General features: G+C 41.5%; 20 protein-coding genes. 14 read left to right on the plus strand and 6 right to left on the minus strand.

Going from position 1 to position 25,900, the window contains the following annotated elements; translation table 11 throughout:
• Window positions 1-8: 8 nt before the first annotated feature.
• Complete coding sequence (locus GLW08_RS15025) at window positions 9-1,334, minus strand: hemolysin family protein (protein ID WP_160849472.1); 1,326 nt, start codon at window positions 1,332-1,334, stop codon at window positions 9-11.
• Between the two features lie 237 nt (window positions 1,335-1,571).
• Window positions 1,572-2,066 carry a lactoylglutathione lyase family protein gene (locus GLW08_RS15030; protein WP_160849473.1) on the minus strand — a complete coding sequence of 165 codons (495 nt, stop codon included), beginning with the start codon at window positions 2,064-2,066 and terminating at the stop codon, window positions 1,572-1,574.
• A 128-nt stretch (window positions 2,067-2,194) separates the two neighbouring features.
• Here GLW08_RS15030 and GLW08_RS15035 point away from each other — a divergent pair, with 128 nt between their 5' ends.
• A complete protein-coding gene (locus GLW08_RS15035) occupies window positions 2,195-2,527 on the plus strand; it encodes a winged helix-turn-helix transcriptional regulator (RefSeq protein WP_160849474.1) in 333 nt (110 codons plus the stop codon).
• A gap of 122 nt (window positions 2,528-2,649) precedes the next feature.
• Here GLW08_RS15035 and GLW08_RS22445 read toward each other — a convergent pair whose 3' ends face one another.
• Both GLW08_RS22445 and GLW08_RS15045 read right to left on the minus strand, forming a co-directional pair.
• Window positions 2,650-2,820 (minus strand): YjcZ family sporulation protein, encoded by a 171-nt coding sequence (locus tag GLW08_RS22445; protein WP_160849475.1) that lies wholly within the window; start codon window positions 2,818-2,820, stop codon window positions 2,650-2,652.
• Window positions 2,821-2,921: 101 nt separating this feature from the next.
• Window positions 2,922-3,773, minus strand: a complete 852-nt coding sequence (locus GLW08_RS15045; RefSeq protein ID WP_160849476.1) for a protein-glutamine gamma-glutamyltransferase — start codon at window positions 3,771-3,773, stop codon at window positions 2,922-2,924.
• Window positions 3,774-4,106: 333 nt separating this feature from the next.
• Between GLW08_RS15045 and GLW08_RS15050 the strand changes: the two genes are divergently transcribed.
• Window positions 4,107-6,938 (plus strand): UPF0182 family protein, encoded by a 2,832-nt coding sequence (locus GLW08_RS15050; protein WP_337193949.1) that lies wholly within the window; start codon window positions 4,107-4,109, stop codon window positions 6,936-6,938.
• 163 nt (window positions 6,939-7,101) lie between these two features.
• Here GLW08_RS15050 and GLW08_RS15055 read toward each other — a convergent pair whose 3' ends face one another.
• Complete coding sequence (locus GLW08_RS15055) at window positions 7,102-7,716, minus strand: 2OG-Fe(II) oxygenase (RefSeq protein WP_423808699.1); 615 nt, start codon at window positions 7,714-7,716, stop codon at window positions 7,102-7,104.
• 462 nt (window positions 7,717-8,178) lie between these two features.
• On the opposite strand from GLW08_RS15055, the gene GLW08_RS15060 reads away from it, so the two are divergent.
• The 9 genes from GLW08_RS15060 to GLW08_RS15100 all read left to right on the plus strand — a co-directional run bounded on the left by GLW08_RS15060 (window position 8,179) and on the right by GLW08_RS15100 (window position 19,907).
• Window positions 8,179-9,198, plus strand: a complete 1,020-nt coding sequence (locus GLW08_RS15060) for a threonine/serine dehydratase (RefSeq protein WP_237458466.1) — start codon at window positions 8,179-8,181, stop codon at window positions 9,196-9,198.
• Entirely contained in the window at window positions 9,188-10,849 is a 1,662-nt protein-coding gene (locus GLW08_RS15065) for a PucR family transcriptional regulator (protein WP_160849478.1), read from the plus strand. The genes GLW08_RS15060 and GLW08_RS15065 overlap by 11 nt, the downstream gene beginning before the upstream one ends.
• Window positions 10,850-11,110: 261 nt before the next feature.
• Complete coding sequence (locus tag GLW08_RS15070; protein ID WP_423808698.1) at window positions 11,111-12,313, plus strand: M24 family metallopeptidase; 1,203 nt, start codon at window positions 11,111-11,113, stop codon at window positions 12,311-12,313.
• 18 nt (window positions 12,314-12,331) lie between these two features.
• Window positions 12,332-13,306 carry a cyclodeaminase gene (locus tag GLW08_RS15075; protein WP_160849479.1) on the plus strand — a complete coding sequence of 325 codons (975 nt, stop codon included), beginning with the start codon at window positions 12,332-12,334 and terminating at the stop codon, window positions 13,304-13,306.
• A gap of 13 nt (window positions 13,307-13,319) precedes the next feature.
• A complete protein-coding gene (locus tag GLW08_RS15080; protein WP_160849480.1) occupies window positions 13,320-14,513 on the plus strand; it encodes a cystathionine gamma-synthase family protein in 1,194 nt (397 codons plus the stop codon).
• Between the two features lie 30 nt (window positions 14,514-14,543).
• Entirely contained in the window at window positions 14,544-15,737 is a 1,194-nt protein-coding gene (locus GLW08_RS15085; protein WP_160849481.1) for a M20 metallopeptidase family protein, read from the plus strand.
• A gap of 15 nt (window positions 15,738-15,752) precedes the next feature.
• Window positions 15,753-16,808, plus strand: coding sequence for a homoserine dehydrogenase (locus GLW08_RS15090; RefSeq protein WP_160849482.1), 1,056 nt, complete (start codon window positions 15,753-15,755; stop codon window positions 16,806-16,808).
• 13 nt (window positions 16,809-16,821) lie between these two features.
• Entirely contained in the window at window positions 16,822-18,273 is a 1,452-nt protein-coding gene (locus GLW08_RS15095; RefSeq protein ID WP_160849483.1) for an aldehyde dehydrogenase family protein, read from the plus strand.
• A 74-nt stretch (window positions 18,274-18,347) separates the two neighbouring features.
• Window positions 18,348-19,907 carry a BCCT family transporter gene (locus GLW08_RS15100; protein ID WP_160849484.1) on the plus strand — a complete coding sequence of 520 codons (1,560 nt, stop codon included), beginning with the start codon at window positions 18,348-18,350 and terminating at the stop codon, window positions 19,905-19,907.
• Between the two features lie 93 nt (window positions 19,908-20,000).
• Here the strand turns inward: GLW08_RS15100 and GLW08_RS15105 are convergent, their stop codons facing one another.
• On the minus strand, window positions 20,001-20,708 hold the full coding sequence (locus GLW08_RS15105; RefSeq protein WP_160849485.1) for a DsbA family oxidoreductase: 708 nt from the start codon (window positions 20,706-20,708) through the stop codon (window positions 20,001-20,003).
• 559 nt (window positions 20,709-21,267) lie between these two features.
• On the opposite strand from GLW08_RS15105, the gene GLW08_RS15110 reads away from it, so the two are divergent.
• From GLW08_RS15110 to GLW08_RS15120, 3 genes are all read left to right on the plus strand, one after another.
• Window positions 21,268-21,732 (plus strand): hypothetical protein, encoded by a 465-nt coding sequence (locus tag GLW08_RS15110; protein ID WP_160849486.1) that lies wholly within the window; start codon window positions 21,268-21,270, stop codon window positions 21,730-21,732.
• 81 nt (window positions 21,733-21,813) lie between these two features.
• Window positions 21,814-22,239, plus strand: coding sequence for an OsmC family protein (locus GLW08_RS15115; RefSeq protein ID WP_423808637.1), 426 nt, complete (start codon window positions 21,814-21,816; stop codon window positions 22,237-22,239).
• A gap of 521 nt (window positions 22,240-22,760) precedes the next feature.
• On the plus strand, window positions 22,761-25,835 hold the full coding sequence (locus GLW08_RS15120; RefSeq protein ID WP_160849488.1) for a GNAT family N-acetyltransferase: 3,075 nt from the start codon (window positions 22,761-22,763) through the stop codon (window positions 25,833-25,835).
• The last annotated feature ends 65 nt before the right edge of the window (window positions 25,836-25,900 follow it).

A 25,900-nucleotide genomic window follows, 5' to 3' on the forward strand; every position in this document is an offset into this window, starting at 1 on the left:
CTCCTTGCTTATGAGTCAGATTCTTCTTCGGTCTTCTTTTCTTTAGAAGTGACTAAAAGCTTATCCACAAGTACATGATCCATATCCACTACTTCCAATTGAAACGTCTCCAAATCAAGGGTATCTCCTTTTTGGGGAGTGTGACCTAATTCATTGGTGATTAATCCACCAAGCGTATGAAAAGCGGTATCGTCCATATGTTTGTCTTCTAATGCAAAATAACGGAGAAAGGTATCAATCGATAGCTGACCATCCACCAACCAGGATGTTTCATCGTATTGTGCGATTTTTACTTCTTCTTGCTGGCTGACAGCATCGGGTATGTCACCAACAATGACCTGCATGAAATCATAAAGGGTTACAAAACCTTCTACACCCCCGTATTCATCTACTACAACAGCTTCGTGATAACCATAGGCTTTCAACGTTTCTAAGGCTTGAAAGACCTTTACATGTTCAGGGAGCACGAAGGCTTCTTCAATACAATCCTCAATCAAAAAATCCTCCCCATTGAAAAGCTTTTCAAACACACGATTCGTATAGATCATGCCGAGAAAATGGTCCAGGCTTCCTTTCCCTACAGGAAACCGGGAATGGTCACTTTTACTAATCAATTGCATATTCTCTTCGATGTCACTTTCCACATCGATCCAGGTTAATTGAGTTCTTGGCACCAAAATATTGCTCAGCCGTAGATCTCCCATGTTAAAGATCTGGTCTACCATTTCATGTTCGATTTGTTCGATCGTGCCACTATGTACACCTTGTTCGACCATGTGTTGAATTTCTTCTTCTGTTACATCAGGCTCCTTGGATGTATGTACGCCGAGGATGTTCAGGGTGGTAGTAGTGGAACGGTTCAACACCCAAATAATTGGTTTGCCCACTTTGGAAAAGAAATACATTGGCTTTGCCACTGCAACCGCCACTTTCTCTGGATGTTTGAGTCCGATTTGCTTCGGGGTCAGCTCCCCAATCACCAGGGTTAGAAAGGTTGTGAGCCCTACTACTACTACCATGCTTATTTCGTTACTCCATGGCCGCAATACTGAAAAGCGATCCAAATATAGCGCCAAATCATCCGCAATCGCGGCCCCACCAAACGCACCGGCCATGATTCCAATTAACGTAATGCCAATTTGAATGGTGGAAAGAAGGTCTTCAGAGTGTTCGGATAAATATAGAGCCGTGCTTGCTCTTTTATGCCCTTCTTTTTCTAATTGCTGCAATCTACTTTTTCTGGACGTCACAATCCCAATTTCAGTCATTGCAAAAACGCCATTTAATACCATTAATAACAACAGAATGACAACGGATATGATGATATGATCCATTCCTACCCCTTTCCCTTAATCCCGTTTCCACACAAGTACCATCATGACTTGGTCTATTCTCTCCAGAGAACCTCAACGGTTTTGAAGGTGAGCATTGTTTCTTATACATATATTTTGCCATAATAAACGATATTTTCCTACTTAGATTAGTTGGGATGAGATAGGGGAAGTGGGATGGGGGGACAGGTCCCTCATCTCACTATAAAATGAGACGAGGGACCTGTCCCTGCGTCTCATTTAATAAGCACCTTCTGAATAGGTTAATTCATAGCTGTGCGTATAGATTTCAAATATGATGCCGAATGGATCTTCGACGTAAACCATTTTGAAAGGTTTCTCCCCAGGGTAATACTCACGGATTGGCATGCGCTGTTTACCGCCGTGTTGTTTGATTTTTTCAACGAGTCCTTCGATGTCAGGGTCTTGGATGCAGAAATGGAATAGGCCTGTTTTCCAGTATTCGAAATGATTTTCAGGTTGTTCATTTTCCGGAAACTCAAACAGTTCCACACCAATTCTGTCCCCAGTAGAAAGGTGTGCAATTCGGAATCTCTCCCAACCGTCTCCGAAAACGTCTCGACACATCTGGCCGATTGGCGTGTCATCATTTTTTACCTCAGATGGTTCCATGATGACGTACCAGCCTAACACCTCTGTGTAAAATGTTACTGCCTCCTCCAAGTTTGGTACAGACAGTCCAATATGAGAAAAAGCTCTTGGGTATGTTAGCATAATTTGTATCCTCCTTCACAAAAAAGTTAACCTCAATTGCAGCTTTATTATACGAAACAATATATAGTCATGTAAGAATGCACTTTTTTGTAAGACACTAACCTATAGGTAAGAAAGGATGGTGACCTATGGATGCTCCTGTGAATGATGAAGGAAAGTTGAACTGTTCGATTGAATATACATTGAGGAAAATCGGTGGTAAGTGGAAAACAGTTATCTTATGGCATTTAGGCACGGAAGGGACTTTCCGATACAATGAAATGAGGGGTATGCTTCCTGGAGTTACGCATAAAGTGTTGAGTCATCAATTAAAAGAGCTCGAAGAAGATGGATTCATTCATCGTGAACAGTACAACACAATACCTCCAAAAGTGGAGTATTCGATTACGGAACACGGAATGACGATAATGCCTATCTTGCAGCAAATGCATAAATGGGGAACGGAACATGGAGATTTTTAAAATGGGATGGGGGGGACAGGTCCCTCATCTCACTATAAAATGAGACGAGGAACCTGTCCCCTCATCCCATCCCCTCATCCCACAAAAAAAGAGGGACAAGTAATCTGTCCCTCTTAATCTTATTAATAGTAGCAGACAGCGCCTACTATGATTAATAAGATAAACAATACAACGATTAATACAAAGGTGTCATTGTTTCGACCAGGACCATAGCCATAAGCAGGGGAAACATAAGATGGTTGTGGAGGCATATTCGCGCCCATAGTATGTGGTGCATTTACGTTAGCATACATGTTTATACTTCCTTTCGTTTGGTTGTTTTCACTACATTATACGCACCTAGGTTAAACATGAGCCCGTCAACCTACAAATTGGGTGTATATCACGACGGATGTCAGATTCGCCGAGTTCCTTTTAGTAGATAACGTAGATAATGTGACGAAGATATAGAAGTTATATTGTGGTGTATCACAAACAGTGACATCTTTTGAACATTGTAGTCTCTTTGCTGGTACGCAAATTTCTCTAAACTCTCTTGGGAAAGTCTTGTGACGGAACGGGTTAAATAAGCTGACTGCTTACTTCTTGGCCGTCTTTTTTCATTTAGAAATTGTATGATTTCTTCAGCAGTCTCTATTCCAATGCCGTGTCCAAAAAATTTTCCTCCAGTCATAGCGATGGCATTTTCGCCTCTATAACTAGAATTCTCCTGGCTGAAGTCAGGGTTACTAAAATACACCACATCCCCAGGTAAATAATGATTCGCATAAAACGTATATAGACCTAGGTCAGGATCAGTGTGCCAACTATACAAATAAAGGTTTGGAAAATAGGCATTAAACATGGAAGTGCCAATACTATTTAACATGGCATGATAAAAGTTGATCACACTCGCTGTCGCACATTCAAATGCATAAAGGCTGCTGTTTTCAGAAAAAATATCTCGTATGGCATCAGATGGAAGAACATAGGGTTTTATTAGGAATCCGCCTGCTGGCGTCAAATTCCAGTAAGTAAGGTTGCATGTAGCATAGGCAAATCCTTCAAATGAAACATCGCTTTCATTCATGTCTTTTGCGCTCTCCATCATATTTTTTCGAAATGTAATATCAAATAACAATGATTGTATGGAAGGATAAGCATATAATTCACCAACGTTTTGCATTTGTTGAAGTATCTCTTTTTCCATCCTTCCAACATTCAATGATTCTGTTATTTGGAAAGGATTCCCTGATACTTGTAACATGGAAATTCCCCATTTCAAGCTTTTTATTGGTACCTATCCTATTCGGGGGTTGGCTTAAAGATGTGTTGTTTGCTTATACGTCAGTCATTTCATCAAACGTCGTAGATCTTTTCTCTCCCAAAAACCTACCTCATCCCACCCAAATCTAGTAAAATAATAGTGGGACGGAGGGACAGGTTCCTCATCCCACCCAAATCTAGTAAAATAATAGTGGGACGGAGGGACAGGTTCCTCATCCCACTTTATGAGACAAGGAACCTGTCCCCCCGTCTCAAATGAAACGTTTTTTAACTTCAACCGTATATAGAGAATAGAGAAAAAGGAGGAATTGTATTGGACAGCGAAACGAGTAATGTCAGGGGAATGTCCTCTGCTCGAAAAAAGAAATGGAATAGATTTGGAGGCTGGTTTGGTAAAGGTGCAATGATTTTATTTGTGCTTTTGATACTTGCTCTCTTGTCCTTCAACTGGATTACAGACTACATATGGATGGGGACAGTAGGGTATCAAGAGTCCTACATGACGATTCTCACAAGTAAGTTGATGCTCGGAGTCGTTGGCTTTATTGTGTTTTCGATTTTTTCATATATCATGTTCAGTTGGGTTCGAAGAGTATATGTTGGATATTTTACCAACGAGCAGTTACCAGGAGTTGTCACCAGTAAGAAGCTAAGTCGTCTGTTGTTGCTGCTCATTTCCTTGATTATCGGATTTTTCGGAAGTTCGATTGTTCAAGGAGTGGGTTGGGAGCCGTGGCTCAAGTTTCTTAACTATGAATCGTTCGGTGTAAATGATCCCCATTTCAATCGGGATGTATCATTTTATATGTTCGTTCTTCCTTTCATAGAGTTCGTGCTTTCGACAGTGCTTGGTCTGGCTATCTTTTTCTTGTTAGTGGAAGTGGGACTTTATTCCGTCTTCCAAATGTATCGCATGAGCCGATCTGCACAGGTCCACATGGGTGTGACGCTTGCTACCATTGGTGTATTATTGGCGGCGCAACACGTCCTTCAACCGTTTCATTCGTTGCTTACGAATCGGGTGAACGTGGCTCAGGAAAGCGTCGTGTATGGCTTGAGCTATACGGATGATGTCATCAATAATCCGGCATCTTACGTATTAGCAGGTGTAGCGCTTTTAGGAACGATTTGGGTGATTATATCCTTGTTCCGTGGCAAGTGGCAAAGTATGATTGCACCAATCGTAATATATATAGCAGTCGGGATTCTTGCTCAAGGGGCGTCGATCATTGTGCAAAACTTCGTCGTATCCCCAAATGAATTTTCTCGTGAAAGTCCTTATTTGGAAGAGAATTTATCTATGACGCGTACTGCTTATGATTTTGAAAATATGACGGAGAATCAGCATCCTGGAGCAGACACGCTGGATCGTACGATGGTGGAGCGTAATCAAGATACGATTGATAATGTGCGTATCAACGATAGTCGACCGATTCTCGATGTGTACAATCAGCTTCAAACGTTCCGAACGTATTATGAATTTAATGATATTGATATCGATCGTTACAATGTCGATGGAGAATATGAACAAGTTTTCCTTGGAGCTCGTGAACTGAACACCTCCGACCTACCTTCACAAGCGCAGACGTGGGTGAACCAGAATCTTCGTTACACGCACGGTTATGGAATTGCCATGAGTAATGTCCATGAAATCACGCCGCAAGGACAGCCGGAGTATATGGTCGAGAACTTGCCTCCGCAAGGGGATATTGAAATCAATCGCCCTCAGATTTATTTTGGTGAAGAACAGTACGATACCGTTATTGTGAACAGTGGGGTTGATGAGTTTGATTATCCTGCTGGAGATGAAAATAAGTCGAACCGATTTGAAGCGGATACTGGGATTCAACTATCTGGTATTAATCGCGGGCTTTTTGCGATTGATGAAGGATCATTCCGTTTATTCGTTTCCGATCAAGTGAGCGGAGACAGTCAAATGCTGCAGACGCGAAATATCATGGATCGTGTGGAGCGCATCGCACCATTCCTCAGCTATGACGATGATCCTTACATTTTTGTTCGAGATGATGGCACATTGGCTTGGATGATTGATGCATATGTAACAGAGAGCAATTATCCTTACTCCGAGCCTTACGAGGGAGATAAAAGTTATATTCGCAACTCGGTGAAGGTAACAATTGATGCCTATACGGGGGAAACTACTTTCTATGTGGTAAATCCAGAAGAACCACTGTTGCAGACCTATCAGAACATGTTCCCGGATTTATTTACAGAGGAAGTGCCTGAAGATGTACGCAATCACTTCCGCTACCCTATCGATCTTTTCAAAATTCAGTCTCAAATGTACCGAACCTATCATATGACGAATCTGGAAGTATTCTATAACCGTGAGGACTATTGGGAAATCCCAACGGAAAAATACTTCAATGATGATGTGACCATGGAACCTTATTATGTGACCATGCGTCTGCCAGATGCGGAGGAAGAGGAATTCATTCTTATGACGCCGTTCACTCCGAGAAATCGTCAAAATATGATCGCCTGGATGGGGGTTCGAAATGACGGGGAAAACTATGGAGAGATGATGATCTATGAATTTCCGAAACAGGAAAACATCTACGGACCGCAGCAAATCGAGAATCGAATTAATCAAGACAGTGACATTTCCCAGCAATTGAACCTATGGTCACAGGGAGGATCTGAGGTAATTCGAGGAAACTTACTTGTCCTACCGATTGAGGATACGATTCTGTATGCTGAACCAATCTATATCCAATCTTCTAACGAAACGTCTCTACCTGAAGTCAAACAGGTTATCGTCGCCTATCAGAACCAAATTGTGATGGAGCCGACGTTTGATCGTGCCCTAGACGAACTTTTATCTAGAATTGATCCGGAAGGCGAAGGTGAACAACCGGAAGAAGATGGAGATGGTGATCAAGGTGAGGCACCTGATACTGGACAGGAAACACTTGAATCGAACCAAGTGCTTCAGCAAGTAGCCGATTTATTCGACCAGTATCAGCAACAAACGTCTGAAGGTAATTACCAAGAAGCCGGTCGTATTATGGAGGAAATTAAGTCTCTATTAGAAGATGCACAAAAAGAGCAACAGTCAACTCAGCCAGAGCTTGATGATGAAGACGCGCCGTCAGATGAATCAACGGATGATACAGAAGAATAGAGTATGTCAAAAAGCCTACCCGGTAGAGGGTAGGCTTTTTTTGTGGGACGAAGGGATAGGTTCCTCGTCTCACTTCGGCACAAAAATGGGACGGAGGGACAGGTCCCTCATCCCACCGCATCACATAAAAAAATGGGACGAGGAACCTGTTCCCCCGTCCCACTTATCTATATTGTTGTCTTCTGATCCATTGGGTGGCTGCCCATTTTTCTCCTACTATGACAGGTGAACCGCCATGTAAGGTTAGCTCGTTTAAAGATGGATCTTGATAGAAATATTCAAAGTAGACTGCCATTCCTTGTTTTGGTTCGACAGACAGGTTTAAGTGTGGGAAGTAAGTTTCCCCACCTTCTTCTACATCATTTAAGTACATGACAAGCGTGCTTATTCTGGGGTTGTTTACTGTTTTGTTAGTGGAAGTAAAGTAGTCCAGGTGGGCTTTGTATTCCTGTCCCACCTTGTAGTTCAGAATATGGAGTCCTTCACCGTGTTCAACGGGAACGTTCACGATTTGGGATACACGCTTTTCAACCCGACTTACCACATCGTTTTCTATTTCTGGAAGGAAAGTGCCGCTACTCGTACGAATGTCACTTATATCTCGATGGGATCCAATCTTGGAGCGGTTCATGTTGTCTTTGGATATCCGGATGAGTTCCTCGCATTCCTCCGTACTTAAGACATTTCCTAGGACGGCGATGCACGGTTCCTCGATTTTGGTGATAATATGAATCTCTCTATCTTCCGTTTTAATCGTGTTTCCTTCATGATTGAAAATGGATGCTTCTGTTATTTGCATTGCCATTTCTCATCATCCTCCTCTTAATAAATAAAACACAAGATACAAAAAACAAAATTGAAACCGTTTATAATACATCTGTTTACTATTTAGCGCTACTAACTATACTTTTGTTGCCAAAATAGAATAAATTAACTATTTCTTATATATTTTACCATACAGGGAAGCTTAATAGCTTCTATATTTTTCGGAACAGGAGCAGACAAAACTATTGAATCCCAACGAATGTGCCTGTAAAAACCCTTTTCCACCCAATTCAATCAAGAGTTCTTTTTCCTTCTCTGGGATGAAGTAGAATTGGGAAATCTTAGTGCCGAACATTATGGAAGAAAACCTCTTCTTGAAATAGACATTCTCATTGGGCTCCGATATAATTGGCAGAAAATATGGAATAGTATTAAAATATGTAATCATTATTGTACTAGGAGGTCTTCCAAACCTATGGTCTATACTCAATCCCAGCATTATCGCCAAGAATGGATGCAACCTACCCAAAAAGATATATGGGAAGCCAAACAACGAATAGCTACTTTTATTACGAACACACCGATACTTCGTACAGATGTATTATCCAAACAAAGTGGTACCAATGCTTATCTTAAGCTGGAAAATCTTCAGCAGACAGGTGCATTTAAACTTCGAGGTGCTGCTAATAAAATACTAAGTTTATCAGAAGAAGACCGACAAAAAGGCGTGACAACCTTTTCTACTGGCAACCATGGACTAGCTGTTGCATATGTAGCAAAACAGCTTGGTATTCCAGTAGTTGTGTGTATCTCGAGCCGTGTTCCTACTAATAAAGTAAATAAAATAAGGGAGATGGGAGCCGAGATTAGTATTGTCGGTGAAAGTCAGGATGAAGCACAGGAATATTGTTATACTCTCCAGGAAACAAAAGGGATGACAGTGGTGAAGCCGTTTGATGATAAGGAAGTCATTGCTGGCCAAGGAACCATTGCACTCGAGTTATTAGAGTCCATACCAGAGATGGATACGTGTATTATCCCTTTATCTGGCGGTGGTTTGTTTTCAGGGATTGCCCTTGGATTGAAGGTTGCTGATCCTTCTATTCGAATCATAGGTGTTTCAATGGAACATTCTGCTGTAATGTATGAGAGTATCCAAGCAGGGAAGCCAATTGTATTGGAGGAGCAGGATACGATTGCGGATAGTTTGTTAGGCGGTATAGGGGATAATAACACCTATACTTTTTCGATGGTTAAAAAATATGTTGATGAGATTGTCCTCCTTTCAGAAGAAGAAATTGCTCAAGGGATGAGCTATATCTGGCACCAACACCAACTTGGCGTAGAAGGGGCAGCCGCGACTCCTGTTTCTGTTTTATTACATTCTAAAGCTAAGAAGGTCGGTAGTCATACTGTGAATATCATCACCGGAAACAATGTGGATCCAACATGTTTTCTTGAGGCTGTAAAAAGTGGTGATGAATATGACGGTTAGTCTGCCCGAGATCATGACTTTGCCTATAATGCAGGAAACGGAGGTGTTGTCAGGGAAAAAGGTTTTACATAAGAAAGAGGTGGAATGGGTATCTGTTATTGAGATGCCAGTTGAAAATTTTGTACGAGAGAACGAGTTTGTATTAAGTACAGGTATTGGACTGGGGGAGAGCCATGAGGATCTTCTTCATTTCGTGAAGGATGTTTATGAATCAGGTGCTTCTGCTCTTGCATTTGCTACGGGGCGTCATCTGTTTGATATTCCAGAAGAGGTGCGATTCTATGCAGAACAAAAACAATTTGTGTTGTTTGAAATAAATTGGGAAGTTCGGTTTTCCGATGTGATTCATTGCTGTATGGATAAAATAAATGATTCCAAAGAAGAAGATCTCAAGCAATCTGAGGAAACTCAACAACAGCTGCTGGAAGTAGTGTTACAGGGGGGGAACCTCTCAGATGTTGCCAGGTTTGTGAATAGACATTTGAATACACCTGTGATGATTGTGGATCAGAAAGGGAAAGTAAAAGGTAAATCCGGTATAGATAAAGATATGCTAGAGAACTGGACTATACAGCCTACAGAAAAAGAAAGCGATATAGGAATGGATCAACACCCTTTACGAAGTAGAATAGAGGAAATCTCTATAAAAGGTACGACTGGATGGAGGATGAAGATTCAATCTGGAAATATGGAACAAGGAGAACTCATTGTATTTTGTTCAGAAACGGGAGAAGACATGGATTTTAGTCTTTTGGAACATGCTGTAACAGCTTCTGCTCTTGCATTTGTAAAAGAAAACGCTGTCAAAGAAACAGAAATACGGCTTAAAGATGACTTCATTCTAAGCCTTGCGAATGGAGAGTATGGCTCAAAAGATAGGTTGGTATCTCGTGGCAAATTGCTTGGATATAATCTTGCTCTTCCTTATGTTTGTATTATTGGAAAGGTAGATAATCTGGAAGAACTATACCAGAAAAATAGCAAAGGGTTTTCTTCCTATGAACATTGGTTTGAAAGTATGATCTACTATGTAAGCGAAGAAATTCTTTATGCAGGAGAGACTGTAGAACGAAAGGTGATGACAACTGCTCAGGAGAATCAGTTGACCATTTTTTTAGAGATGGAGTATTCGGTGAATTTAGAACCTGTTCAACAATTTCTAGATCTTGTGGAACGGCGAATCAGTATGTTGTTCCCTGGGATAATGGTGACATGGGGCATCGGGAAGAGTGACGATGGCTTCTATGCTTTTAATGAAAATTATGAGAAAGCTTTAACAGCACTTGATATAGGGAGTAAACAAAAAGGTCCGGGAAGTAGAATCGATTACGATGAAACCAAAATAAATCGCTTGTTGCAAAGCTTATCCAAAGATAAGGAAGTAAAAGATATTACGATGGATACACTAGCACCACTTCTTTCTTACGATGAAAATAGGCAAATGGACCTGATAGGAACCTTCACAGCTTATCACCAAAACAGTGGAAATGTGAGTCAAACCGCCCGTCAGCTCAATTTACATCGGCAATCGCTTCTATATCGGTTAAGAAAAATTGAATCTCTTACACAGCTGTCTCTTATGAATCCTGATGATGTATTTCTACTAGATCTCACTATCAAAATTTATTCTCTTGGGTTGAGGGATACGTAAAGCAAGACCTTACTGGTCTTGCTTTTTTTTGTTGCATAGGAAATTATAAAATTCAATGCTTGTGTATAACAAAAGTGATGTGGCCGAGGCCTCTATACGTAAGTGTGCTTTTTTTATTAGTGAATGTGTATAAAATCTTTTTTGTAACTTCATACAATTTTGCAATTGTCTATGAACCTGTACAGTAAGTAAGATATACAATAAGAATTTACAAAATATTATAAAAATATTGAAAATTACTAGGTGGCAGGAGGTGTTCTTATGTTGGCTTTTGATAAAAGCGAATACCTGGAGAGAATTCAGAAAACGAAACAAAGGATGCTGCATGAGGGGATTGAGGTGCTACTCGTTACTGATCCTGCGAATATGAATTATTTATCAGGGTATGATGGGTGGTCCTTTTATGTGGAACAGATGGTCGTCTTAATCATCGACGAAGATCAGCCATTCTGGATTGGTAGAGGGATGGATGCTAATGGAGCAAAGGCGACAACATGGTTGTACAAAGAGAATATCATTTCCTACACAGATGACTATGTAGATTCAAAAGAAAAGCATCCGATGCAATTTGTTGCGTCGATTCTAAAGCAAATGGGGCAAGGAAACCGAGTGTTTGGTGTAGAGAAGGGGGCTTATTATTTTACAGCTCTAACCTTTGAATATTTACAACATTCCCTACCAAATGCACATTTCAAAGATGCAACTTCACTGGTGAACCAAGTGCGCATCGTTAAATCAGAGCAGGAAATAGCTTATATAAAAAACGCATCTCGAATCGTAGAGTTAGGAATGAATCAAGCTATTCAATCCATAGCTGAAGGTGTACGTGAATGCGACGTGGTAGGGGATATTTATAAAAGTTTAATTAGCGGGACCTCCGAGTTCGGTGGAGATTACCCTGCAATCGTGCCTATGCTTCCTTCAGGTGAACATACATCTACGCCACATCTAACCTGGTCGGATAAAAGATACCAAGATAATGATCTCGTCATCATTGAATTAGCGGGGTGCTACAAACGATATCATTCGCCTATGGCACGGACGGTCTCTATAGGGCCTCAGGATGAGAAAGTAAATGATCTTTCGAAAGTAGTAGTGGAAGGGTTGAATGCAGCACTTGATGTTGCAAAGCCAGGTGTAACATGTGAAGAAGTAGAGGATGTATGGCGGAAGACAATTGCCCGTCATGGCATTACGAAGGATTCTCGAATTGGCTACTCAACAGGACTAAGTTATCCGCCAGATTGGGGAGAGCACACGGCTAGTCTTCGCCAAGGGGATAAGACAGTACTAGAACCAAACATGGTCTTTCATATGATTCCTGGTATTTGGTACGACGATTACGGAATTGAAATCAGTGAATCATTCCGAGTGACGAATCAGGGGAGTGAAGTACTTGCTGATATGCCGAGAAAGCTTATCCCAACTAGTGATTATTATGCATTCAGAAATGACGCCATTTAACTAAATAGGAGGTAGTCTATGTTTCTTGCTTCCGATGAAGAGATTCGTAGTTATATAGATCTCAATACAGAAACGGTTCAAATTATTGAAGATGCTTTTACGAGCCTGGTGACAAAAAATGTAGAGATGCCACCAATCATGAGGGTAGATATTCCTGCTCACAACGGAGAAGTTGATGTGAAAACAGCCTATGTAAAAGGATTAGATTACTTTGCTATTAAAGTATCCTCTGGTTTTTTTGATAACTATAAACTGGGTCTTCCTAGTGGCAATGGATTGATGATGCTGCTTAACTCCCAAACGGGTCAGCCCGAATCATTACTACTTGATAATGGCTACCTTACGGATATTCGAACTGCTGCGGCGGGGGCAGTGGTAGCCAAGCATTTTGCAAAAGAGGACGCACGGATTGCTGGAGTCATTGGTACGGGAAGTCAAGCGCGTTATCAAATAAAAGCTATTGCGCAAGTAAGGAAGATTGAAAGGGTTCTAGTATATGGGAGAAAGGAAGAAAATATACAACGGTATATCGATGATATGGAAGTAGATTTGGGGATAAAGGTAGAAGCAGTTAGAGCCGAAGAAGCGGTTCGAGGTAGTGACATACTCGTTACCACAACCCCATCTACCTCTCCAGTGATTAAAGCAGACTGGCTTCATAGCGGTCTCCATATAACAGCGATGGGTTCTGATGCTGAATCAAAGCAAGAGCTTGAATCAGAAATACTAGAACAGGTGGATGTTCTTGCATGTGATCGAAAAGAACAATCACAAGTATTAGGAGAGCTTAGACATGCTACATCACAGCAAGAAATGCTAGATAAGGCTGTAGAAATCGGAGAAGTCACTTCGGGCGACAAACAAGGCAGGAAAACCGCGGAACAAATTACGCTGTGTGACTTAACAGGGACAGGAGTTCAAGATACGGCGATTGCCATATATGCCTATGAGCTTCTACAGGAAGAAAAGGCAGGATTAGTTGTAAAACAATAAGGAGATGATCAAATTGACAAAAACAAACATCGGGACAAATTCAGTATGGGCAGGAGAAAAAGAGTATTTAGTACATGGAGCCACGCAAGTTCCTGTTGTTCATAGTGTCGCTTATGGATATGAGGACATGGATGAGTGGTACGAAGTCGCAATTGGGAATAAAAAAGGACATATTTATGGACGAAATACCAATCCAACTGTGCAGGCTTTTGAGGATAAAGTGAAGTCCTTGGAAGGAGCTGAATCAGCTACAAGCTTTTCCACAGGTATGGCAGCTATTAGTAACACGCTCTCTACGTTTTTATTTCCAGGGGATCGAATTGTCTCTATAAAAGATACGTATGGAGGCACTAATAAAATTTTCACCGAATTCCTTCCTTCATTAAATATTAATGTAGAGCTTTGTGAGACGGGTAATCATGAAGCTATTGAAGCGGAAGTTGCAAAGGGATGCAAAATTCTTTATCTAGAAACACCTACGAATCCAACCGTAAAAGTTACAGATATTGAACGCATGGTAAAGGCAGGTCATGATGCTGGCGCTCTTGTCATTATCGATAATACGTTTGCTACTCCGATTAACCAGAGACCTCTTCAATTTGGTGTGGACCTTGTCATCCACAGTGCTACGAAATTCCTTGGCGGCCATGCTGATGCACTTGGTGGTGTTGTATGCGGAAAGAATTCGTTAGTTAGTAAAATTTATCATTATCGAGAAATAAACGGGGCTACAATGGATCCAATGGCAGCATACTTGTTGCTAAGAGGGATGAAAACATTACAACTTCGCGTCAACAAACAATGTGAAAATGCCTTGAAGGTAGCAAACTATTTGCAATCTCATGAAATGGTTGAGGATGTATTTTATCCAGGTCTGGAAACACACCCAGGTCACGAGATAGCTAAGAAGCAAATGGATAACTTCGGTGGTATGTTCAGTTTTGCGTTAAAAGGTGGAGTAGAAACCATTAGACAGTTGCTACCAAAGCTAGAGTATGCCCATCGAGCAGCCAATCTTGGCGCTGTAGAAACAACAGTAGGACCATCTCGAACAACAAGCCATGTGGAATGTACGCCAGAGGAACGAGCAGCAATGGGCATCCCAGAAGGTCTTGTAAGATACTCTGCGGGTATTGAAGATGCAGATGATCTTATTGCAGATCTCGAGCAGGCTTTCCAAGCCATCTCTAGCCCTGAAAAGGTATAAAAACGCTTCGGATAAAGGGTGGGGTAAGCGATGTCGATCGTTGGATACTCGATAAAGGAACGAGCGGAATCATTAGAGGAAGATTTACGCAAATGGCGCCGAGCCATTCACTCCCAGCCTGAGCTGAGCTTTCAGGAGTATAATACAGCAGCTTTTGTTGCCAAAATATTACGCGAAATCGGGGTGGAGGACATTCGGGAAGGGGTTGGAGGTACCGGGGTCGTTGCCACCATTGCTGGTCAGCCCGGACCTACCGTCGCCCTAAGAGCGGATATGGATGCGCTACCTATTCAAGAAACCAATACGCATTCCTATAAGTCTAGGAGAGAAGGGGTTATGCATGCCTGTGGCCACGATGCTCATACCGCTATGTTATTAGGTGTAGCTAAGCTGTTAGTGAAAGATGCTGAGGAGAATCAACTCCGGGGAACGGTTAAACTATTGTTTCAACCTGCAGAGGAAGCAACAGATGAGCATTCCTTATCAGGAGCTCCTTATATGATTAAAGAGGGCGTTGTAGAAGACGTTTCCCATGCAGTAGCGTTACATGTCTGTCCTTGGCAGTCATTCGGAACGATACAGGTTAATGATGGCGAAAGCATGGCAAATGTCGATGTGTTTGAAGGAAAGATCATTGGTACAGGTAGCCATGGAGGGTACCCACATACAGGGTCAGACCCTATATGGATGCTATCATCCGTGCTTCAATCACTCTATAGCATCGTTAATCGTCGTGTTTCCCCACTAGAAACGGCAGTTGTTAGTATCGGAGAAGTTCATAGTGGAAGTGCAAGCAATGTTATACCAAGTGAAGTCAAGATTGTCGGAACGATTAGGACCTATCGAAATGAAACGAGAGACTACCTTATCGGTGAATTAGAGAAAGCCTTTAAAATTGCACAAGCACTTGGTGGGGACTATGAATTTAAAGTGGAGAAAGGAGAGCCGGCATTGAAGAATAACCCTGAAGTGAACCAGACGATAATCGGTGCTGCAGAAACTGTCTATCCCGATGTAAAGGTTGCTAAGGGGCCATTTGGACTTGGTGGTGAAGATTTTGCTTATTTTGCAAAGGAGGTTCAGGCATCTATGTTCTTTCTAGGATGTGCGATGCCTGATGGTATTCAACGCGATCTTCATACACCAATTTTTGATATAGATGAAAGGTGCTTACCAATGGGTACAGCAATATTAACTCAAACAGCACATCATCTACTTACTTAAATGGAGGTGGACATATTGGGTCACAACATAGCGTTTATAGGATTTGGAGGTGTTGGTCAAGGCCTGGCCAACATTCTCCTTCATCAAAAGGACAAGCTTATTCAACAAGAGGACTTAGATGTCAAAGTGGTTGCTATCTCAGATATGATGAAAGGCTCTTTATATCATCCAGATGGATTGGATGTAAATCTTGTTTTGGAAACGCTTCATTCTACAGGTAGTCTGAATGATTACCCAGATAGACGAGGGCTGGTTAAAGGGCTTGATAGTGTAGAAACGATTAGACAAACAAATGCAGATACCATTATGGAAGTAACGTTCACAGATGTGAAGACAGGACAACCAGCAATTCATCACTGTGAGACTGCATTTCAGGCTGGCAAAAATGTGATTACAACCAATAAAGGTCCTATAGCGCTTAAATACAGGGAGCTGAAGAAGCTAGCAGAACAGAATGGCGTCTTTTTTGGATTTGAAGGAACTGTTATGAGCGGCACGCCAGCTTTGAGGATGCCATTATCGTCGTTAGCAGGAAATGAAATCACAGAAATAACCGGGATTTTGAACGGAACTTCCAATTATATATTAACGAAAATGGAAGAAGGTTTGGCATTTTATGATGCGTTACAGGAAGCCAAGGATAATGGCTTTGCTGAAGCCGACCCTACGAATGATATTGAGGGATTTGATGTAAGGTACAAAGCGGTTATTCTTACTAATTATCTAATGGATGTTCCCATTGATGTACAGGATGTACCTTGCGAAGGAATCAGTCACCTAACACCAGAGGATATGAAAGAAGCTCAAAAGCAGGGAGAGCGTTGGAAGCTACTTGCGACGATTAAAAAGGAAAACGGTCATGTTACGGCTAGTGTTGAGCCAAAGCGGATTCCTGTTTCGGACCCTCTTGCTTCCGTAAGTAGTGCCACAAACGCTATTCTGTATCAATGTGATTTAGCTGGTCCGATTACACTTACAGGTGCAGGAGCTGGTATTACAGAAACAGGTTACTCGTTATTAATAGATTTAATTCATATTCATCGTAAGAAGAAAACGGTCAACGCTTATTGAAAGGATGGGTAAAATGACGACTAAAACAGCGGTTCAAAGCATGTATCTTGCGGGAGAATGGAAAAACCGTGAAGCCAAGATTGATGTTCTTAACTCACATGACCAGTCATTAATAGCTAGTGTACCATCAGCCAATAAGGAAGATATGCTGTTTGCAATTGAGGAAGCAAAAGAGGGGAGGGAGATATCTTCAGAGCTTCCCATCCATGAAAGAATGACGATACTTCAGCGTGCTGCCGATTATGTGGAGGAGCATATGGAACGGTATGCTAAGACGATAGCACTGGAAGGCAGTAAAACCATTCAAGAAGCACGTGGCGAAGTAAAGCGGTCCGTTGAAACGATAAGAATTTCTGCAGAGGAAGCGAGGCGCATAACTGGAGAAACGATTTCCTTTGATCAGCATGCTGGTAGTGAAGATCGGGTCGGCTATTATTATCAGTTTCCAGTTGGAATCATAGGTGCCATCACCCCTTTTAATGATCCACTTAACCTTGTAGCACATAAAGTAGGCCCTGCGATTGCATCTGGAAATGCGATTATTGTGAAGCCAGCGTCGGTAACGCCGCTCAGTGCTCTGCTTCTTGCTGAAGCATTGGATTATGCTGGTCTTCCGAATAAAATCTTGTCGGTAGTTACAGGTAGTGGACGAGAAGTGGGGGATACTCTTGTGACACATCCGGCTATTCGAAAAATATCTTTCACAGGTGGTTTGGAAACTGGACAAAAATTAGCAAGTCAGGCTGGATTGAAGAAAATCAATATGGAGCTGGGCTCTAATTCACCTGTCATTGTGCTGGATGATGCAATCCTGGAGGAGGCAGTCCCAGCTTGTGTTTCCGGTTCCTTTGCAGCTGCTGGTCAAAATTGTATAGGTGTGCAGAGAATTTATGTTCAGGAGGAAGTATATCATTCCTTTGAACAACAATTTATTAAGGAGACCTCTACGTATAATTACGGTGATAAATTACTCGAATCAACAGACATGGGACCTATGATTAATGAAAACGAAGCCATACGAGTGGAAGAATGGGTATCGGAAGCAGTTGAGAAAGGAGCAGACCTTCTCATTGGAGGAGAAAGAGAAGGTGCTTATTATCAACCGACAGTGCTGGCAAATGTTCCAGGTGATTGTATGTTAGCAAAGGAAGAAATCTTCGGTCCTGTTGTACTGCTTTATGCTGTCTCAACACTAGAAGAAGCAATCGATCGCTCGAACAATGTGAATTATGGGCTTCATGCTGGAATCTTTACGGAAAATCTTGAACATGCTTTTGAAGCCATAAGTCGCCTTCAAGTTGGAGGGGTTATGATAAATGATAGCAGTGATTATCGTATTGATGCAATGCCATTTGGTGGTGTGAAAGGTTCTGGTATAGGTCGAGAGGGCGTAAAGGCTTCTATACAAGAAATGACGGAGCCACGTGTTGTAAATATTAAATTGAAGCATCGTAAAAAGGTATAGCAAGTAACAGCCCCCCACTCACTGATGAAGTGAGTGGGAACCATTATAACGTCCAAAAAAGAAGGTGAGTGAACATGAACTCCAATGGTAAGAACCCTGTATTCTGGATATCAGCATTCGTAATTACGTTCATCGTTATCTGTGGAGCCTCTGATCCTAAAGGATTTGCTAAGCTTGCTGAAATGGTTTTTAGTTTTACGACTAATGCGTTTGGTTGGTTTTATTTGATTGCTGTGATATTTTTTGTGATTTTCTGCTTTTATTTAGCTATCGGCAAGTATGGAAAAGTGAGGCTTGGCCAACAAGATGAACGACCGAAATATTCCTATTTTACCTGGATTGGTATGCTTTTCAGTGCAGGGTTTGGGGTTGGGTTGGTTTTTTGGGGGGTAGCTGAGCCTATGACGCACTTCTCCACTCCACCGCTTGGTTTTGAAATCCAAGGCGGGTCCGAGGAAGCGGCAAGAACAGCAATGCGATATTCTTTCTTTCATTGGGGCATACACCAATGGTCCGTTTTCACAGTAGTTGGTCTAGTGATGGCTTACTTCCAGTATAAGAAAGGCCGAGGGGCTCTCATTAGCTCAACTATGACATTGAATAAACCGCAAAAGAAAGCAACATGGAAAACGACAGTTAATACTCTCGCAGTCATAGCGACAGTAATGGGGGTAGCTACATCACTAGGAATGGGTATTTTGCAAATTAACGGGGGACTGAACTATATGTATGATGTTCCCCAAAATGCTGCTATACAGCTTGCGATTACAGGAATTATGTTGGTGTTGTACCTTATTTCATCCACAACAGGGTTGGATCGAGGTATTAAGTACTTGAGTAACGTTAACCTCATAGTGGCTCTTGCTCTAATGATTTTTGTTTTATTTCTTGGACCAACTGTATTTATTTTTGAAAGCTTTACGCTTGGAGTAGGAGACTATGTACAAAAATTCATTCAAATGAGCTTCTATATGACTCCATATGAAGGAGGATCATGGGTGAAAGATTGGACCATTTTCTATTGGGCTTGGGTGATAGCATGGTCACCATTCGTAGGTTCGTTCGTAGCCCGTATTTCCAGAGGAAGAACGATAAGGGAAATGGTTTTTGGTGTACTAATTGTACCTCCATTTATTGCAATGGTCTGGATTTCTGTTTTTGGTGGGGCTGCATTGCATATGGATATGTTTAATAACGTACCTCTAGCAGGTGCTGTTAATGACGATGTAACCAGTGCTCTTTTTGCTACGTTAGAGCAGTTCCCATTTGCAACATTACTATCTAGTTTATCCATTTTCTTAATCTCTGTTTTTCTCGTTACATCAGCCGACTCGGCCACCTTTGTATTAGGGATGATGACCTCAAAAGGGAGCATGAACCCACCATTAGCTACAAAAATAGTTTGGGGTACTCTTATTGCTGCTATCTCGGTTGTCCTTATTATCAGCAGTGGTCTTCAAGGATTGCAGACAGCCTCCCTAACAGCTGCACTACCTTTTGCAATAATTATGATTATGATGTGTGTTAACATGTTCACTTCCCTTCGAAGGGATCACCAAGCTGAAGTGAGGGCAAGGGAACAAGCCATATTTAATGTAACATCAGAACAAATGGCTACAACAAGAGATGAGTAAGTAGAACATGAATAGTTAAAAAAAGAGTCCCACCGCTGGGACTCTTTTTGTATGCGTATCATATTAATCAAACGTTTGATCAATAATTAATTCCTATGAATCACACCCATCATCGGTACATACACCTGTCTGATTATTACCAATAGATTCAAAAGCTGGTGTCTTTTTCTCTTCTTCCAGGGCTTTGTTCAGTCCTTGTAAGAAAGCTTCTTTTGGTTGGGCTCCAGAAACAGCGAACTTACGGTTGAAAACGAAGAACGGAACCCCTTGAACGCCAATTTGTTGAGCTTCTTGTTCATCGTTTCGTACGGACTGTGCGTATCGGTCCTCTTGAAAGGCAGCGTCTACATCTTGTTGCGTCATCCCAGCTTGAAGGGCTATTGCTGTTAACGTTTCTCTATTCCCAATGTGTTTTGTTGCTTCAAAATGGGCGTGGAATAGTTGTTCAGAGACTTTATCCCCTAGCCCTTTTTCGTAAGCCTTTTGGAAAAGACGATGAGCATCAAATGTATTCGTCGGAATCATGTGATCAAAATCAAATTGCAGCCCTACTTCAGCGGCTTGTTGGCGTACCCCTTCAGTCATCTGCTTTGCTTCCTCTATGGACTTTCCATACTTAGCCGCTAGACGTTCGTATGTGTTTTTATCAGTATCCACTGGAGCAGAAGGGTCTAACTCAAAGCTCTTAAATTTGACTTCGACTTGTTCTGCTTCTGGAAATTCCGCTAATGCTTCCTCTAAACGACGTTTCCCAATATAACAAAACGGACAGACGAAATCTGACCATACTTCAATTTGCATGTGTAACACCTCAATGTAAATGTCTTTTTTTCATTGTAACATGGTTGCTCATAAAAGTAGGAAGTGGCAGCTTGAAAGACACTGCATGTTGTGTGAAGGTAAAGCTTAGAGTTCCCTGTTCAACATGAAAACTCATTCAGAATGTGTTTTGCTCTAAATGCTTGTATGAGGTCACCATTGTAAATTTTATAATTGAGAAAGACTCCTCTGGTGTGGTTTTAAAAGGAAAATGTAAAAACTGTGGGAATAGCGTTGCAAGGGTTGTTGAGGTATAAAGTGTAAGGAATCAGAATCCTAATTAGGGTTCTGTTTTTTTCGATTATGGCCCATATAAAAAATTTTAAAAAAATAAGCTGATTCGAAAGCAAAGCAAAACATCCTTCCCTCACGTCTAATCAATAGAACAGTAGATAAGGAAGCAGTTGATGAAGAACATACGACTCGTTAAAAAAGCTCAAAAAAGGGACCGGAAAGCGTACTCGAAGCTGTTTCAGCAATATGAGGAAGCTGTTTATCGGACCGCCTACATATATATGATCAGGATGGTGCGCTCGATGTCGTGCAAGAGACGGCTTTTCGTTCTTTTTCTTCGATTCATACCTTAAAAGAGCCGAAATATTTTAAAACATGGCTTATCGGATTGCCATTACAGATGAATCTATCATTTAAAATTGCTGGTTATCCAGTTGAAACCATCACTGGTCTGGAGCGTACGGGGGATGACAAATTAAGGATAAACGTTGATGTACATTACGATTCGAACGATGCAAGATCTCTGCACATGTTCAGAATCAAAGATAAGAGCCACAAGGCTAAGTTTAACTCGAAAACGAAAGCAATTCAGTACCTCGAATATGAAGTGGACTGGGATCAAGATAAGGTTAATGTAACATTCTCGATGAACTTGAAGTGTTTGTGCGAGGCCCATGGAAATTCGGGGATGAGGGGACAGGTTCCTCGTCCCTCCACTTTTCGAAATAAATGGGGTGAGATGAGGGACCTGTCCCTCCGTCTCATTCCTTAAGTTCAACGAATTGACCAAATAGGGTGTAGGGTATATTGTTGGATTTGAAGAGAATAATGAATATATGGAGGGAAATCTATGATGAATACCACTGTGAATTGGACGGGAAATATGGGGTTTTCAAGTGAAACTGCATCTGGACACAACATGATGATGGACGCAGGGCCAGATGCTGGTGGGGAAAACGCAGGAGCACGGCCTACTGAGTATCTAATGAATGCTGTTGCTGGTTGCACAGGGATTGATATCATCTCTATTTTAAAGAAGATGCGCTTAGAACCAACTTCTTTCCATATGGATGTAGAAGGAGATCGTGCTGAGGATCATCCAAAACGATTCACTACGATTCACATTCATTATGCCTTAGAAGGAGATTTACCTGAAGATAAAGTGATTCGTGCTATTCAATTATCTAAAGATAAATATTGTTCAGTATCCAACTCGTTGAATGCTGAAATAACGGCCAGTTATTCTATTAATGGAGATCAAGGTGAAAAAGAGTTGTAGTAGAAAGTTATGTATTTGAAAAGTATATTCATATGTTTAGTAAAGGGACCTTCATATTGGAGGTTCCTTTTATTTTTGGGGACGTGTGGGACTGAGACGAGGAACCTGTCCCTTCGTCTCACATCAAGCTGCCCAGTATGCTAAACCAACAGATAATAGAAATATCAAAATGATAATACCAACGAATAAGAATAAAAGCTTCATGATGCACCTCTCCTCTTAATAGATGTACTTTTGTACAGAATATGGATCTAATCTTAAGTATGGATAGGGAGTACAGTGTTTATACAATCTTTTGGTAGTGGGCTATGGGGACCTGTCCCCTCATCCCAACCCTTCATCGCACCTGTCTGAATATTCTTTACTTTGTGAACATATACTTTTAAACTATGAGTAATATGATTATTTTTCCAGTACATAAGGTGAAGGGAGGAGTTTGCAATGATTATGATTGTCGATACGAAATTAGGAATGGAAATGGTGGGATTTAATCGATAATTAAAGAACATGGAGGAACTTGTATGAAAACAATGGAACGTGTGAATATAGTCGAGTATCATGATGGTCTAGCGAAAAGTTTGGCGAAGATGTGGAATGAGAGTGGGGAGAACTGGGGTGGCGATGCTGTTGTAACAACGGAGCAAGATGTCATGGATAAGGAAGCTAAATCTACGAATCTTCATACATTCCTTGCGCTAGTGGAGGAAGAAGTTGTTGGATATTGCGGCCTCTCTGAGTATAGGGAAGACATTGGTGCACTTTATATTCCTCTCATCAACGTACATCCAGATTATCAAGGGTTAAAGATAGGGAAACAACTTCTCCTTACAGCCATAGAGAAAACGGTGGAGTATGAGTGGCCAAGGCTTGATCTATTTACATGGCCAGGTAATACAAAAGCTGTACCATTATATAAAAAATGCGGTTTCTTTTGGGAAGATAGAGATGATACGACTCATTTGATGAATTTTATGCCGATGGTGTTGCAAATCGATTGGTTGCGACCATTTTTTGAAAAACATGATTGGTACACGACCAGTCAACGAACTATCGATATCAAGCCAGATGGCATAAAACCAAATGAACACACCTTTTATGAGTATAGGTGGGAAGCAGGAGATGAATTCGTTCGCATTCAGTTTGAGCGGACAGGAAGAGGTATTCGCCTAATTGAAACACAGGATTTGTTAATCGAAATGGAGCTACCTGATTTTAAGCTTCTGGAAAAGAAAAATCATGCGGTGAAGTATCGTATAAACAATAAAACGGCAACACCTCTTAATGTTTCGCTAACAAGTAATGCAGCAGAGCTTGTTCATCATCCATTACAAGAAAGCGTAAACATCTCAGATGAATGGCACGGAGATTTTCCTTTTTCTATCACGGTTCCAAAGAGTGAACCTAGTCCATGGAAAACGCATCCTGTCGTAGGAGCGACGATTGATATAGAAGGCTACATTTTCCCTATGAATATGGGTGTGTTCCCAATTAAGGCAGGGAAAGTCGAAGTCCGTTCCGTTACAAAAAGTTGGAGAGCTCAGCAAACGGGAACGTTATATTTAGATTTGGTAAGTCAGTTAGAAGAAGATTCGAACTGGACTATTAAACTCCCAGAAAACAAAGTTGTGAAATGGGAGACATCCGAAATTAATACAAAGGTGGCTAGGAAAGGTCGCATTTCCGTTCCATTATCAGTACAACTTCTACAGAATGGATTCCTATCTGAAGAAGTAGATGTACTTGTTGAATCTGAAAATGGAGCGTCCTACACGTTTACAGCTCGGTTAACACAGGCTTTCCCAGGGTATGGCGGGAAATTTGGAGGAGATACGGACACTCATTGGTACGGCTATAACGGACTAACCTATGTAGAGGTTGAAAAAAGAAACCATCTTGTGAAGATAGGGTCCATGTATTCCTGCGAAGATCCAGTAGTGTTTTTTACTCCTAAAATCGGTAAGCCATATAGTGAAGAGTTTTCAAAAAGAGAAGCGTCGTATGTGGAATACATCGAGCTTCCTGAGGCGTTTGTTATCAAAACAACACTAGCGTCGGAAGCCTTCTCGCCGCTTTTACTCCATACGTATTTCAAACTCTATGGAGAAGGGTTAGTTGAAATCAAGCATGAGTTCGTAAATGACGGATTAGAAACTAAGTCTTCCATTTCCCTTCTTCAGCCGGTCTTCATGGAGTTTAAAAGTGTAGCCATTCCTCAACAAGGTCACGTCATGAAAGGGCATGAAGCGTTGATTCCTTTTATAGAGTATATCCGTGATAAAGACATCTCAGAGCCATGGTTATTTATGAAATCGATGGGAGAGACGAAAGGCCTTGCTTGGTCCGAAGATGCTGTCGGGAAGAAGGATGATTGGCGTTTTGCAGTCGAGTATTCTATTGAATCCATTCAACCGAAGGAAAACATATGCTTAGGTCCGATTCAAGTTGGTGTTAATCTTTCACCGAACTGGCAGAAATGGAGAGAATTTGTATTAGGCGACAAAGCCCCGAATATAATGGAAAGTTCTATGTTTGCCTTAGAAGCAGAGGATGGAGCATTTATTTCTAAAGTAGGAGAATCGGTGGATTACGCTTTTCGTTCTTTGCTTACCCCTTATGTTCATGGAACATTAAGTGTGAAAAACGGTGGCGGAACATTTATAAAAGAAGCTGGAAAAGAAGATGAAGCAACCAAAATGAACGTACAGCTTACGCATAGAGAGCCCGGTGTAAAAGCAATATCAGGACAGTTCCGCTCTCCAGGGCAACGAGCAGCCTTAAATACGTATCAGCTCGTACAAGGAACAGGCAATGTGCAAGTTGTTCAGGGTGAAGATGGATGGTCTGTCGATAATGACATAATTTCTATGAAAGCATGCCCTGACTATTATCCAGGATTGTATTCTCTCTCCTATAAAGGAAAAGAAACATTGCATAACCAATATCCAGAAGCTGGCCCGAGAGCATGGTGGAATCCATGGGGAGGCGGAATCAGCTATAGGTTCCAAGCTGTCAGCGCTTATTCCATGTTAAAAGAAGAAACAAAGATTGAACCTGTTATGAAAATCGACCAGCTCGGAAATCAATGGACTGGTATTTGTTTATCGACTTCGTTCACAGAGCATGAAACCTTCAAAGGAGTTACACTACGTCAATATATGCTGACGCTACCAGAAGTTCCGGTTCTTGCTGTCTATGCGGAAATTCACCAAGGTTCAAACCGCACGTTTGCAAAGGAAAAATTACTATATGATAGCTTTTTTAATCCAGCTGAAAAGTTAACCTCAAGCTATGTGAATGTGAAAACAGATGGCATTTTCCAAAAGTATTATGCAGGTGTGGAGGAATATGAGCTACACGATACACCTTCTGTGACGATTGGCGCTGTTGAGCGCAAAGAAACGATGACCGTTATACACCCGACGACGCGGAAAATGGCGGGAGTGTACATGAACCCAGAAGTGTTTCTTATAGAAGCTGAGTATGAATGGGCAGCTGCATCTGGAGAAACAACAGCAGTAGATCCAACCATACTATTCTTTAGTGAAGACAATCTACCTCCAGCCCAACACCCATTCCACGGAATCAATTTTAAATAGTGAGACAAAGGGACAGGTCCCTCGTCCCATTGGGATGAGGGACCTGTCCCCGCGTCCCAAAATAG

Source organism: Pontibacillus yanchengensis, assembly GCF_009856295.1.
Taxonomy (GTDB): domain Bacteria; phylum Bacillota; class Bacilli; order Bacillales; family BH030062; genus Pontibacillus; species Pontibacillus yanchengensis_A.